The organism is Campylobacter gracilis (assembly GCF_001190745.1).
Lineage (GTDB): Bacteria > Campylobacterota > Campylobacteria > Campylobacterales > Campylobacteraceae > Campylobacter_B > Campylobacter_B gracilis.
In genome coordinates this window covers 2267866-2281652 of sequence record NZ_CP012196.1, presented here as the reverse complement: position 1 = coordinate 2281652, position 13787 = coordinate 2267866, and the positions used below count along the sequence as shown (strand labels likewise).

General features: G+C 48.3%; 13 protein-coding genes. 5 read left to right on the top strand and 8 right to left on the bottom strand.

The features are described 5' to 3' along the window. The first annotated feature begins 110 nt into the window (after window positions 1-110). Genes ruvC through CGRAC_RS11255 form a run of 3 tightly spaced genes read left to right on the top strand, consistent with a single transcriptional unit; the run spans window position 111 to window position 1932 of the window. Window positions 111-590 carry a crossover junction endodeoxyribonuclease RuvC gene (ruvC, locus tag CGRAC_RS11265; protein ID WP_005872939.1) on the top strand — a complete coding sequence of 160 codons (480 nt, stop codon included), beginning with the start codon at window positions 111-113 and terminating at the stop codon, window positions 588-590. A gap of 8 nt (window positions 591-598) precedes the next feature. Next, a complete protein-coding gene (locus tag CGRAC_RS11260) occupies window positions 599-1405 on the top strand; it encodes a nitrilase-related carbon-nitrogen hydrolase (RefSeq protein ID WP_005872937.1) in 807 nt (268 codons plus the stop codon). Continuing rightward, the gene (locus CGRAC_RS11255; protein ID WP_005872935.1) at window positions 1405-1932 is read left to right on the top strand and encodes a cysteine hydrolase family protein; all 528 of its coding nucleotides are present in this window, start codon (window positions 1405-1407) and stop codon (window positions 1930-1932) included. Before CGRAC_RS11260 ends, CGRAC_RS11255 begins: the two co-directional genes overlap by 1 nt. 143 nt (window positions 1933-2075) lie before the next feature. Here CGRAC_RS11255 and nhaA read toward each other — a convergent pair whose 3' ends face one another. From nhaA to glmM, 5 genes are all read right to left on the bottom strand, one after another. Continuing rightward, entirely contained in the window at window positions 2076-3239 is a 1164-nt protein-coding gene (gene nhaA / locus CGRAC_RS11250; protein ID WP_005872933.1) for a Na+/H+ antiporter NhaA, read from the bottom strand. Between the two features lie 64 nt (window positions 3240-3303). Continuing rightward, on the bottom strand, window positions 3304-3744 hold the full coding sequence (locus CGRAC_RS11245) for a CopD family protein (protein ID WP_005872931.1): 441 nt from the start codon (window positions 3742-3744) through the stop codon (window positions 3304-3306). 9 nt (window positions 3745-3753) lie between these two features. Then, window positions 3754-4146, bottom strand: coding sequence for an NINE protein (locus CGRAC_RS11240; protein ID WP_005872930.1), 393 nt, complete (start codon window positions 4144-4146; stop codon window positions 3754-3756). After that, window positions 4133-4594 carry a signal peptidase II gene (lspA, locus tag CGRAC_RS11235; protein WP_005872928.1) on the bottom strand — a complete coding sequence of 154 codons (462 nt, stop codon included), beginning with the start codon at window positions 4592-4594 and terminating at the stop codon, window positions 4133-4135. Before lspA ends, CGRAC_RS11240 begins: the two co-directional genes overlap by 14 nt. Window positions 4595-4692: 98 nt before the next feature. After that, on the bottom strand, window positions 4693-6033 hold the full coding sequence (glmM, locus tag CGRAC_RS11230; RefSeq protein ID WP_040304321.1) for a phosphoglucosamine mutase: 1341 nt from the start codon (window positions 6031-6033) through the stop codon (window positions 4693-4695). Between the two features lie 152 nt (window positions 6034-6185). Between glmM and rpsT the strand changes: the two genes are divergently transcribed. Both rpsT and prfA read left to right on the top strand, forming a co-directional pair. Further along, a complete protein-coding gene (gene rpsT / locus CGRAC_RS11225; protein WP_005872921.1) occupies window positions 6186-6458 on the top strand; it encodes a 30S ribosomal protein S20 in 273 nt (90 codons plus the stop codon). A gap of 24 nt (window positions 6459-6482) precedes the next feature. Beyond that, complete coding sequence (gene prfA, locus CGRAC_RS11220) at window positions 6483-7550, top strand: peptide chain release factor 1 (protein ID WP_005872919.1); 1068 nt, start codon at window positions 6483-6485, stop codon at window positions 7548-7550. Window positions 7551-7561: 11 nt separating this feature from the next. On the opposite strand, the gene CGRAC_RS11215 is transcribed toward prfA, so the two are convergent. From CGRAC_RS11215 to CGRAC_RS11205, 3 genes are all read right to left on the bottom strand, one after another. Further along, window positions 7562-8050, bottom strand: coding sequence for a hypothetical protein (locus CGRAC_RS11215; RefSeq protein WP_005872917.1), 489 nt, complete (start codon window positions 8048-8050; stop codon window positions 7562-7564). A 917-nt stretch (window positions 8051-8967) separates the two neighbouring features. Next, window positions 8968-10869 carry an ABC transporter ATP-binding protein/permease gene (locus CGRAC_RS11210; RefSeq protein WP_005872912.1) on the bottom strand — a complete coding sequence of 634 codons (1902 nt, stop codon included), beginning with the start codon at window positions 10867-10869 and terminating at the stop codon, window positions 8968-8970. A 390-nt stretch (window positions 10870-11259) separates the two neighbouring features. Continuing rightward, on the bottom strand, window positions 11260-13764 hold the full coding sequence (locus tag CGRAC_RS11205; protein ID WP_005872909.1) for a TonB-dependent siderophore receptor: 2505 nt from the start codon (window positions 13762-13764) through the stop codon (window positions 11260-11262). Window positions 13765-13787 lie beyond the last annotated feature (23 nt).

Here is a 13787-nt window from a genome sequence, read left to right as displayed (position 1 = left end):
AAAATTCCCTTACAAATTAGATTAAGATTTTAGCTAAATTTCGCTAAATTTGTGGTAAATTTAAGTTTATTCACCGGTGATTAAACTGTGAATAAGCGTGAAAGGTGGATATGAAAATTTTAGGAATCGATCCGGGAACTAGAAATTTAGGCTATGCGATTTTGAAAAAAGATGTGAATAAAATCACCCTCATAGAGGCGGGACTTGTGAAAATGAAGGCCGAAAACGTGCAATTTCAAATGACGCAGATGAGTGAGGCGATCGATCAAATTTTTAGCGCTCATAAGATCGATGAGGTTGCGATAGAATCGATGTTTTATGCCTATAATCCGCAGTCTGTTTTAAAGCTCGCTCAGTTTCGCGGCGCGCTGGCCCTTAAAATTTTACAAATTTTTGGAAATTTTGCCGAATATACGCCACTTCAGGTAAAAAAATCGGTCACGGGCAAAGCAAAGGCGGCGAAGGAGCAGGTTGCGTTCATGGTGAAGCGGATCTTGGGGATTAATAAGGAGATTAAGCCGCTTGACATCACCGATGCCATAGCTATCGCGCTTACGCATGCAAATGTTATGCGCTTAGCGCCTAAATAGGAGGTTTTATGAAAATCGCTATTTTGCAAATGGATGTGAAAGTAGCTCAAAATTTTGCAGATTGCGAGCAAAATTTTATTCGCGCGCGCGAGCTGATAAACCGCGCGTTAAAACGCGGTGCGGACGTAGCGGTGCTGCCCGAGGCATTTAATACGAGTTTTAATACGGCTAAATTTAAAGAGCTCGCCGATACGAACGCTGCTCATACGAAAAAATTTTTAAGCGAAATTTCGCAAAAAAACGGCGCCGTTTTGATTGGCGGAGCGATAAATTCTAGGCAAGATAAAATTTACAATTCCGCTTTCGTCTATCAAAACGGAGCCAAAATTTTACGCTACGACAAGATCCATGCCTTTTCGCTCGCTCGCGAAAACGAGATCGTAAGCGGCGGCGATAAGCTAGGCATTTGCGAGATAAAATTTCAAAATCGCGCGGTCAAAATCGGCGTCGTGATCTGCTATGATCTGCGCTTTTGTGAAATTTTTCGTGCCTTAGCGCTTTGCGGCGCGCAGATAGTTTTTGTGATCGCGCAGTTTGCGCAAAGCCGCATAGAGCATTTTATCACGCTCGCTAAGGCCCGCTCGATCGAAAATCAAATTTTTATCTGCGCAGTAAACGGCTGCGGCGATACGGGGCAGGGCGAGAGTTTCGGCGGAAATTCCATGCTGATCGGTCCGGGCGGTGAGATCGTCGCGCGCCTAGGCAAAAAAGAGGCCGTGAAGATTGCTCGAGCGAATTTAGATGAAATTTTAAAATTTCGCGCTAAAATGGATCTTTTAAAAGATATGAAACCTGAAATTTATAAGGAGTTTTGATGAAAACTTTGGTATTTGTGATCGATATGGTAAACGGCTTCGTAAAATTCGGCGCGATGGCCGATCCCAGCATAGCAAAGATCGCTCCTGCGGTGCTTAAACAGATTGAGGCGGCGAAAAATGTGCATTTCATCTGTGACGCTCACGCCGAGCGGGATTTGGAGATGAAGCGCTACCCGATCCACTGTCTAGTTGGCTCGCCCGAAGCGGAGGTGATCGAGGAGCTCGCGCCCTACGTAAGCGAGCAAAACGTCACTTTTAAGCGCAGCACGAACGGCTTTCATAATTTGGATAAGAAAATTCTGGACGGCTTCGATCGCTTTGTGATTACGGGCTGTTGCACCGACATCTGCGTGATGCAGTTCACGCTTAGCCTGCGCACCTATCTCAACGAAACTGGCGAGGATAAGGACGTCATCGTTCCGCGCGATGCGGTAGCTACCTACGATGCGCCGAACCATGAGCGCGGATACTACGACGAATGCGCGCTAAGCTTAATGCAAAATGCGGGGATTTTGGTGATTTAAGCTGCGCTTGGATCAAACAGAATTTTAAGCTAAAATTTTAAGCTAAATTTTGTAGCGTATAAATTTTTAAAATTTAGAGTCGCTCTTGAATTTTTAAAATTTTTGAGCGGTAGAATTTTAAGATTTTAATCTTTTTACGGATTTTAGCTTTGTTTTACCGCGACTGCTTTTGCGACGAAAAATCCCACTACCCCGGAAATTATCGAGCCTAAAAATACCGCGAGCTTGTCCGTGTAATGATACATATCGCTGCCGCCGTATGCGAGGCCATCGACGAAAAGCGCCATCGTAAAGCCAATACCACAGATGATTGCTACTGCGTAAAGCTGTGGCCAGCCTGCATTTTCGGGCATGTAGGCGATTTTGGCTTTGATTAAGATCCAGCTGAAGGCAAAAATTCCGATCTGTTTACCAAAAAATAGTCCGAGCATAATGCCCATAGGCACCGGACCGAAAAGGAAGCTAGGACTGATGCCCGCTAGCGAAACGCCTGCGTTTGTAAAGGCAAAGATCGGCAAGATGAAGAAATTTACTGGGTAGGCTAGTCCGTGCTCCATATCCTTTAGCATAGAGCCCGAGCGGGTCTTAAGCGGGATGCAAAAGCCCGCCAGTACTCCTGCGATGGTCGCGTGGATGCCGGAGTTTAGTACCATTACCCACAGCACAACGGCTACGATGATAAACGGAAGCTTTTTATCAACGCCAAGTCTGCTCATCGCTAGCATTATTGCGACACAGGCAGCCGCGCCGCCTAGATAGATTGCGTTTATGGTAGAGGAATAAAACAAAGCGATGATTAAAATTGCACACAGATCGTCCATTATCGCAAGTGTCAAAACGAAAATTTTAAGGCTAGCCGGGATTTTTTTGCCTAAAAGCGCCATAACGCCCACGGCAAAAGCGATATCGGTCGCCGTAGGGATTGCCCAGCCCTTCATCGCGACGGCATCGCCCCAGTTGATGATCGAAAATATGATTGCGGGCATCATTACTCCGCCCAAAGCCGCGAAGCTAGGAAGTAAAATTTGAGAGAAATGGCGCAACTGCCCTTCGATCTTTTCGCGCTTGAGCTCAAGTCCGATGGCAAAGAAGAATATCGCCATAAGCACGTCGTTTACTAAAAAATGCATCGATTCGTCGAGCTTCGCAGAACCCACGCCTATTGTAAAACTTAGATGCAAAAACGCTTCATAATACTTTGATAAAAATTCTACGTTTTGAGCTACGATCGCAAAAACCGCGGATAGAAGTAATATAACGCCGGCACTACTTTCGCTTGATAAAATTTTCTTAATGATATGTTGCACATGCTTCCTTTAAAATTTTGCTCTAATTTTATGCAAATTTTAATTAAATTTTTATCAAAACGGGCTAGTTGCTCGGTAAATTCGGCATTATTAGCATTGCATAAAGTATTATAAACATTATGATCGTAGGGCCTTCGTTGATCGCACGGAAGTATTTTCCGCTCCTGTGACACTCGTTTTTTTCAAATTTATACATATAATAATACAGCCACAAATGATAACAGATTAACAAAACTCCGGCTAGTAATTTTATATGAAAATACCCCATTTTCATAAGCCCCGGATTTAAAATGATAAGCATCACGCCGCTAAAAACCGTCACTGCCATCGCTATCCAGCCAATCGCGTGATACAGCATCCGCTCCATCTTTTTAACGACCCTTACGAAATCCGGCTTGTCTAAATTTTCAGCATGATAAACATACAGGCGCGGCATGTAAAACAGCATCGCCATCCATGAAATAAAGCCCGCAAAATGGACAAATTTAAACCAATAGTAACTCATTTTTTCTCCTTAATCTCTTATTAAAATTTCTTTTCGCGCCTCGAATTCCTCTTTAGAAATCGCGCCTTTTTGATACAGCTCAAAGAGCGCATCGACTTTTTTTAGACGTCCTTCGTAGTCGTCCTCCTCGGTCTCGCTTGCAAAAGCATTTAAATCTTCCACCCAAATTCCTACGAAAAATATATCTAGCAAAATCCAAATTCCCCAAATCGCCCAAAACAAAAAGCCCACTAAAAACCATAGTGTAAAGCTCCCTAGCCAAAATAGCGCAATTTGAGCAAATCCGCTGATAAATTTGCCGCAGTAAATTCTATGCAGTCCGCCACCGATAGGCATAGCTGCGATCCATGAAAACGCACCTAAAAACCAAAGCGCGTAAGCGATGTAATTATTTCTCTTCATTTTTCTCCTTTTTTGCGGTGCGTAAGCCCTGAAAAATAAAAATCACCACGGCTAGATCGATCATCACGTCGGCGAAATTAAACACCGCAAACTCAAACCACTTATGCCATGCGACATAATCTACGACGCCGCCACGAATAAAGCGATCGAGCAGGTTTGAACATCCTCCAGCAAGCATCAGCGCAAACGGCATCCAGTGCTCGCAAAAGAATTTCTTGTGATAAAACACGTATCCTGCAAGAGCTGAGATCAGCGCGATCTGGATAAATTTTAAATTTTCGCCCAAAAACGCAAACATCGAAAACGCAACGCCGCGGTTAAGCGTAAGCTCTAGCGAAAAAAACTCCCCCTGCCACGAAAAGCCGTTTAAAAACGCGAGCTTGATCGTTTGATCGATCGCAAAGATCACCGCGAAAAGCAGGATAAATTTAATACAGGTCTTAGCCATCTTGCAGCTCGAATTTAAATATGTAAAACCTGCGCTTTTTATCCGCGCTTTTCGTGTGGAGCGGGCAGTTTGCCGAGCCGTAAAATTTTATAAAATCGCTATTCATTTAGGGCTTTGATGAAAAATTTTTCCACTTCATCCATTCGCTTTTGCAGCAGTTTTTCGTTTTTACCCTCGATTAAGAGGCGGATAACGTTTTCGGTGCCGGAGTAGCGAAAGAGCGAGCGGATTTTGTCCGCTTTAAGGCTTGTTTCAAGCTCCTTTAGCCCTTTTAATTTTTCAAGCGGTTTTTTATCCGCGATCTTTAAATTTCGTAAAATTTGAGGATATGGCTTAAGCATCGCCGAAAGGTCGCTCGCTTTTTTATGCGTATCCAGCATGCAGGCGGCGAATTGCAGCGCACTTGCAATGCCGTCGCCCGTTTTAGCGTAATCGCCGAAAATCACATGCCCGCTCTGCTCGCCGCCAAAATTTGCGCCTAGCTCGTGCATCGTCTCAAGTACAAATTTATCGCCTACATTGCAGCGATGAAGCGCGATGTCGTGTTTAGCTAAAAAATCCTCCAGCGCAGAATTACTCATCACTGTGGCTACCATTTTATTGCCTGCTAAGCGATTTTTTCCTTTCAAATAGACTGCTAAAATTCCAAGTAGCGCGTCGCCGTGGATGATCTCGCCGTTTTCATCCACGACTACGAGCCTATCGGCATCCCCGTCGAAGGCAAACCCGACATCGGCGCGCAATCTTTTGACTTCCGAGGCTAAATTTTGCGGGCTTAGCGCGCCGCAAGCATCGTTAATATTTTTTCCGTTAGGCTCGTCGCCGATGACGATCGTTTCAGCCCCAAGCTCGTTAAATACAGTAGGTGCGACCCTGTAGCTTGCTCCGTTTGCGCAATCAAGCACTACGCGAAGCCCGTGCAGAGTCTTTTGCTTCGGGAAGGAATTTTTAATATGTACGATGTACCTGCCGATGACGTCGTCCACGCGCTTTGCGGCGCCGATTTGCATCATTTTGGTGCGCGCCTCGGCGATGAGTTCGTCGCTGAAATAAATTTTTTCGATCTGCGCTTCCTCTTTTTCGTCGAGTTTAAAGCCTTCGCTGTTGAAAAATTTAATGCCGTTGTCGTAGTATGGATTGTGACTTGCGCTTATCATGATGCCTGCGTCGCAGCGCATATCCTCCGTAAGAAAAGCAATCGCAGGAGTAGGCATCGGGCCGATCTGGCGGACATTGTAGCCTACCGAGGTAAGACCCGCAACGATCGCGGTTTCTATCATATAGCCGCTTCTGCGGGTATCTTTGCCGACTAAAATCATATTCGTAACGGAATTTTTCCTAAAATAAATTCCTGCGGCCATAGCTAGTCGCATCGCAAGCTCGGCGGTTAGAAATTCTCCCGCTTTGCCTCGTACGCCGTCCGTCCCGAAAAGTTTCATTATTAAATCCTTATATAAAAATCGTAAAATTCTACCAAAAAAAAGTTTAATCTTCATAAATTCGAGCTATTTTAAATTTCACTTAAATTAAGCGTAGATTAAATATCTTTTACGTATAATCGCAGGTTCAAATTTAACCGAAAAGGAACGTTATGGCAAATCACAAATCCGCCGAAAAACGCGCGAGACAAACCATAAAAAGAACGGAGCGAAATAGATTTTATCGCACCAGAGTAAAAAATATCACAAAAGCCGTAAGAGAGGCGGTCGAGAGCAAGGATCTAGACGCAGCGACTCAGGCTCTGAAAACGGCTAATGAAAGCTTCCACAGCTTCGTAAGCAGGGGCTTTTTGAAAAAACAGACCGCGAGCAGAAAAGTAAGCCGCCTAGCCAAACTCGTAAATTCTTTAAAAACCGCCGTGTAAGCGCTACTTACGCATAAAATTTAAATGCTAGCCGATAAACTAAAGCCTTTTTTGGATCGCTATGACGAGCTTTCGCGCATGCTTAGCGATCCCGCAATTACCGCAGATATCGCTAATATGACGGCATTATCTAAAGAGCAGCGCAGTATCGAGCCGATCAAAGAGGCGGCTAGCGAGTATCTTAAAATTTTAAATCAGATCGAAGAAAACAAAGCTCTGCTAAGCGATGCCGATCTCGGCGAGCTAGCCAAAGAGGAGCTTAAAAACTTAGAGACGCAAAAACCGCAGCTTGAAGAAAAAATCAAAATTTTACTGCTTCCAAAAGACCCCAACGACGATAAAAATATCTTTTTAGAGATCCGCGCCGGTACAGGCGGCGACGAAGCGGCGCTGTTTGCGGGCGATCTGCTCGGCGCGTATCTGCGCTACGCCGATCTTCGCGGCTATAAATGCGAGATCGTAAGCACTAGCGAAGGCAGCGTCGGCGGCTACAAAGAAGTGATCTTGCTCGTAAAGGGCGCGGGAGCGTATTCGCGGCTGAAATTTGAAGGCGGCACCCACCGCGTGCAGCGCGTCCCAGAAACGGAGAGCCAGGGCAGGGTGCATACCTCTGCAATCACCGTCGCCGTGATGCCCGAGATCGAGGATAGCGAGATACAGATCAATCCGAACGACCTTCGTATCGACGTTATGCGCAGCTCCGGCCACGGCGGGCAGTCCGTAAATACCACCGATAGCGCCGTTCGCATCACTCACATCCCGACCGGTTTAGTCGTCACCAACCAAGACGGCAAGGATCAGCACAAAAACAAAGAGGCGGCGATGAAGGTGCTGAAGGCGCGCCTTTACGATATGCAGGAGCAGGAGCGCTTAGAAAAAGAGCGCAAAGATCGCAAGGATCAGGTGGGCACCGGCGACCGCTCGGGGCGAATTCGTACCTACAACTATCCGCAAAACCGCATCAGCGACCACCGCATAAATTTAACTCTCTACCGCCTGGACGCGATCATGGCGGGCGGCTTGTTCGACGAGATCATCGACCCGCTCATTGCGCACTCTCAAGCCGAAGCGATCGCAAACGCGGGCTATTAAGCCTTTTAAATTTAGACCTTACATCCGCTTGCTTTACCGAATTTTGCCTCGATTAAAAGTACCAAGATGAAGAAAATTTTTTCGTCGTTGAACTTCGCAAGCTCGCGCAGATCTTGATCTGCGCTTACGAGCTTGATACCGTTCGATTTTAAAATTGCAGCGAGTTCATCGGCGCCAAAGCCCATTTTACCAGCGATCTCTCTGATATTATAGGACTCGATCGCGCCGATGATGCGGTCCATATTGCAAAAGCCCGGATTCTTGCGACTTAAGATCACGTCCAAAAACTCGCCCCAGAGCTTTATGAGCTTCTTTCGCCTCGTGATTAAATGCAAGATCGCGACGCAAAGCAGGCCGAATCCCGCGATCTTATGCAGGCTCATCCACGCCTCGTCATATTCGCCGCGCGCGAAATTAACGCCTGAAAAGCCCAAAACGCAAAGCGCGCAGCCTAGCAGCACGATGAGCGCAAATTTATAAACAATCCCCGCCTTAAGCATCAAATCTCCTTGCTTTGTTTTTAAAATTTAGCGACTTCACGCGGAGTGCCTGCAAGCGCTAAGCTGCTGCACCGGTACGCCTCGCCGATCGCCGCTATAGTATCGCAGCGGCGTTGTTGCGCCGTCCGCACCGCTGTTTCACTTATATGCTCCGTGGATCACCATCATCGTATCACGCGTTTGCACTACTTGCACTGCGCTTTACCTATACGCATCCTGTTATCGCGGTTGCCATATTGCGGCATTTTATGCTATCGTCGCCGCAATCATGCCGCGCCGCTTTGTGCTGTCGATCCGCTGTCACGGCCGCGCTGTTCGCTTCGATCATCGCGTCGTTATGATGAATTATTTGTCCGAGCGAAGATTATGTCATACGGCGCTGAGTAGGTACGTATCGCCGCTCCGCTTCTCGACTACGACGTGCCGTCTGCACCGCCGATGTGTTACATGCCATCTGACTGACGCACTACCGACTTATTGCGACGCCCGCGCATCGCACCGCTTACGTAGCCCGCTCATTTAGCACGCCGTTATGCTACCGATCGCGGCTCGGTTTAAAATTTTATCTAGGCGCCGTCTTCTTGGCGGATCATCTTGCGTTTAAATTTTACCGACTTAATTTCGCGCAAAATCGCGATCGCGCGCCGTTTACCGACCTCCAAGCCGCTCGCCGCTACGTAGTCGTATGGCCCATGACGCCGCCGTGCTGACGACTACATGTATGGGTCCGAGCATATACGGATGCGAGCTTCTGCACCTATGTAGCGAGCGCTAATTACTCATGCGCACAGGCACCGAGTGCCTCGGCTAAATTTTATCGTCGCTTAATATAAACGAGTAATTTTAATAAATCTGGATTTAAAAAGATATGAATTTAAAGGCGAAATCCCTGGCGCGTGAAATTTAAAGGGCCGAATTTAAAGCTCTATCGTCCGCTCAAATATGTCCTCAAGCCCCGTTTGATGCACGATCGCTAGCATGCCGAGCCTCGGCAGATCTGCGCGCAAACCCAGTAGTAGCTCGCGCGCCGAGGCGAGATCGAGCGCGGAGGTGATCTCGTCTGCGAAAACAAAGCTCGGCTTGTGGTAGCGTATCCGCGCAAAACTAAGCCGCTGCGCCTCCCCGCCGCTTAAAATTTTAACGTAATCGGCGCGCGAGTTTAGCATGCGGGCAAATTTTTTAAGCCCTACGCGGCGTAAAATTTCTAAAAATTCCGCATCGTCTGCGCGCGGCGGCTGCGGATAAGCGATAAGCTCTTTTAGGCTAAGCGGTGCTAGATAGGGCTTTTGCGGGATAAATATCACGCCCGTGCGCGGCAGGCTGATCTCGCCGCGACCGTATCTCCAAAGACCCGCGACGTAGCGCAGAGCCGTGCTTTTACCCGCGCCGCTCTTGCCTCGCAGCATTATAAACTGCGCGGGCGCAAGCTCGAAGCGTAGATCCTCGATCAGCGGCTCGCCCGCAGGCGTGAAGACCGACAAGCCCTCGCAGCGAGCGGAATTTTCGTCGCTTTGTTTGACGCAAGCACGCAGATTTGCGCTCTCGCCGTCCATGCGCGAGATGAACTCATAGATCCTCTGCACGCTCGCCGCCCACTCCATGATCTGCTTGTAATAGTCCATAAACCATGCAAATCCGTCCTGCACGCTGTAAAACGCCGAGCGCGCCTGCATCATGTCGCCAAAGCTCATCGCGCGCGACAAATACAGCGGCAAGCAGGCAAAGATCGGGATTAAATTCGTGATTTTTAGGTAGCTTGCCGAAAAGCATTCGAGGCGAAATTCCGTATTCATGATGCTGCGCCAGTTTCTCATGATCTTGCCGAAGCTCGCGCGAAAGCGGCCGCGCTCGGCATCCTCTCCGCGCATAAAGGCTACGGCTTCTGCGTTTTCGCGCACGAGCAGCAGATCCGAGCGGTAATCGGCTTCGGCGCGCTGCTTGGCAAAATTTAGCCCCCTAAGCCTGCGCCCGATGAGATGCGTAATCAGCGAGCAAAGTAGCGTATAAAGGAGCGCGACGTAGAGCAAAAAGCCTTCGATCTCAAAGCGCATGCCGAAAATTTCAAATTTCAGCACCTTCGAGACTTGCCACAATATCGCAACGAAGGCGATGAGCTTGGCGAGATTATAGACGAGCGATTTTACGAGATCGACGCTTTTTTGCACGAGCAGCAAGCTGTCCTCGGCGATACGCTGATCGGGGTTGTCTAGCTTTGCAATCGTTTTTGAAATTTCACAATCTGCGCGAGTTTTGGATGAAATTTTATTCTCGCTTGCGCCGCTTTGCCCTGCTGCATTTTGCTTCGCCGTGCTCGGTAAAATTTCAAGCTCATTTACATCTCTATGCAAAGCCGCGCTATCCGCCTCGGCTGCGGAACACTCTGCGTGCTCGTTTAAATTTTCATCTAAATTTACGTCGCCGGGTTTTTCTAAATTTGATCCGCCTACAGCGCTGAAATTCCCCTCAAGACTCGTGCGGTAGAAGTTTGCGTTATGTAGCCATTTGCGCTCCATCATCGCGCTTAGCCGCTCGCGCCAGACGATTACGAGCAGTTTGCGAAGCCAGCTACCGCAGACGATGAAAAGCACGATGAGCGCCGTGTAGAGCAAAAACTCGCCCACGAGCGCGGGAATGAGCTCGCCTTTAAGTTCGCTTAGCGCGTCGTAAAAGCGCTTATCCCACGCGTTCATCAGCACGCTGATTTTGATGATAGCGAGGCTAAAACCAAGCGCGAGCAGCAGTAGCGCCCACAGCTTCGCCGCGCCCTTGCCGAACCAGTGCGGACGTAGAATTTCAAAAAATTGCTTTAGCGTTTTCAAATTTTCTCTTTAAATTTTAAAATTTAGCGCCGGTTGCAGCGAGATCGCGGGATTAAATTTGATCCCGCAGGCTCGCGAGCGGATTTTATGCTCGCAAGTCTGCGCGTTTAATTCGCTTGGAATTTCGCGGGATTAAATTTATCGCCCTTGCCCGCATCGCCCGCGATCGCCCGCGCTAATCAATCGCCAATCAACCAAATCGCGAGTTAAATTTTAATCCCGCGGCTTCGTTCAAATTTTACCCGCCTCGCTACGTGCTACTTGCGACAAAGCCTAGCCTCGCGCCTCTGCGCCCGCCTCATCCGCGCCCTTATGAAGCGCGGAATTTATCCAAGGCCGCGTGCAAGCTCGGTCGGTCCGAGTTCGCATAAGCGCAAATTTCATCCGCACTCAATACGTATAATTAAGCGTTAGCATAAAATTTCGCGGCTCGCCGTAGTAATTATTCATCCCCGCGACGCGATTTTGCGTGTTTTGAAAATACTTCTTATCCGCGATGTTTTTGACCGCAAAATTTACGCTAAAGTGCTTGTCGAAATGATAGCCGACGTTCGCGTCCCACAGCGCGTAAGCCTTCTGCGGTGCGGCGTAGTACGCAACGTTTTCGCGATATATCGAAGCGGTTTTGCTCTGATAGCGCACGCCCGCACCCAGGGTGATCTTGCGATTTTCGCCGAGCGGAATTTCATAGTTCGTATAGAGCTTAAACAGATGCTTCGGAATGTAGCGTTTGGCGTTTGCGCCCTTGCTATAATCAACCGTCGCGGAGGTTCTTTCCGTCTTTAAATAGACGCTGCGGTTGAAAGTATATCCTGCGAATAATTTCCAATTCTCAGTAAGCGAGCCTTGCAGCTCGGCATCCACGCCGCGGCTTCGCACCTTGCCCTCGGCTATGGAGTAGTTCGTATTAAGAGGATCGCTCATCGCCCTATTTTTCTGAATGATCTGAAATAGCGCGACATTCGTATTAAGTGCGCCGTCAAAAAATTCTCCCTTCACGCCGGTTTCTAAATTATAGCCGACGACGGGATCTAAAATTTTACCGTCTTTATCGCGCGCGGCTTGCGGCTTAAAAATTTCGGCATAGCTTGCGTACCACGAAAAATTATCCGCAAAGTCCCAGACCACCCCTGCATACGGCGTGAAATCCGATTTGCTCGGGCTCGCTCTATGCGAAGCCGTACCGCGCAAAATATTATAATAATACCTGCTGTAAGTTACCTTCGAAAAGCGCCCGCCGAGCAAAAAGTGAAAATTGTCGGTTAAGTTTAATCTAGTCCCGAGCGAGATCGCGCGCTGTTTTATGGTAGTGGAGCTTCGGTCTTTAAAGCTAGCGGCACTGCTCCAATCGGGCTGGGCAATCCTTGAGCGGTCCCAGTTATAAATATTCATCCCCAGCGACGCCAGAGAAGAATCTCTCGTCCTAGTCTCGCGCCAATTAAGCTTTTCGTTGCTAAGCGAGCCGTTTAAGAAAAAGTCGTGCTTCTGCCCGAATGCTTCGAATTTGCCGTCTAGCCCCGTTTGAAACCCGATCTCTTTGGAGTCGTTATCGTAAATCCTATATCGCACCGTATGCGACGAGCTGCCGTTGTAAGGATTTGCCCCGCCGAGCGCTCCGAATTTTAACATGCTGTCGCTATCGGTATAATTGAGCCTCGCGTAGGCTTTCAGATCATCGCTAAATTCGTGCGAGAGTTCGCTGTAGACGTTAAATTTTTCATATTTGCTCTTATCCCAGTCCGAACCGAAGTAGCTTCTGCGCGGTAAATTTAGTAAATTTCCATGATTATCTAAAACGGGCACGCCGTAAATATCATATACGCCGACGGTTTTTTGCCACAAAAATCCTGCGCTAAGAAGCGTCTTATCGGTCACGTCAAATTCCGTCGAAACGCCGACGCCTTCGCGATAGCCGTTGCGCGGATAGTCCTTAAACGAGCCCGTTTTACTTAAAATTCCGATCAACCGCGCGCGTGCCGTACCGCTTTGATTTACCGCGTCCGTTACGTCGATCATACCGCGATAATTATCCCAGCTACCGCCGCTTAGACTTGCGTTAAAGCCGAACTGATCGCTCGGACGCTTTCGGATTAAATTTATCGTGCCGCCGGGCTCGCCGTTGCTTTGCGTAAGGCCCGCTACGCCGCGCAGAACCTCGACGCGATCGTAGAATTCCAAATCGGTAAATTCCTTCGATGAGCCCAGCGGCCCGAACACGGAGCTAGAAACCGAGCTTGCGATGCCGTCTTCTTGGATATTATCGACATAAAAGCCGCGCGAGACGATGCGATTGCCGCCTGCGTCGTTATTTAGCGAAATGCCGGTGGCGTATTTTGAAAGAGCCTCTTCGGCGTTGTGCAAGCTCAGATCTTTTAAAAGCTGATTGGAGATGACGCTTATGGACTGCGGCGTTTCTCTTATGCTTAAATTTAGCCCCGTCGCGGTGCTCATATTGCCCGTCGTATAAGAGCCCGTGCCCTCGGTAGTGGACAGATCGGCCTTGCCCGTGACGTTTATGGTGCCGAGATTATCGCCGTCTGAGCCCTGCAACGTAGAATTTGCCGTGCTACCGCTTTGCGGCATGGAATTTTGTGCAACGCCTTTAGTAGCGGGGCTTACGACGGCGTTGCCCTGCGGCGCGGAATTTGCAGCGGTAGGGCTTCCAGGCTTTTGTGCAGAGTTTTTCGGCGCCGTGCTATTAGAGGCTAAATTTGAAGCCCGCGGCGTGGAGCTCCGCGGTGCGGTGGATGCGCGCGAGCTTTGCGACGACGAAATTTTAGAGGCAGAGCTTGCGGTAGCGGATTGGCCTTGAGAAGCGCCGCTATTTTGCGCCGCAGTAAGCCAAAACGGCGAGCAAAGTAGTGCAAAAGAAAGTAAAATTTTACTCTTTTTCATAAAAATCCTTTTTAGATTTTATA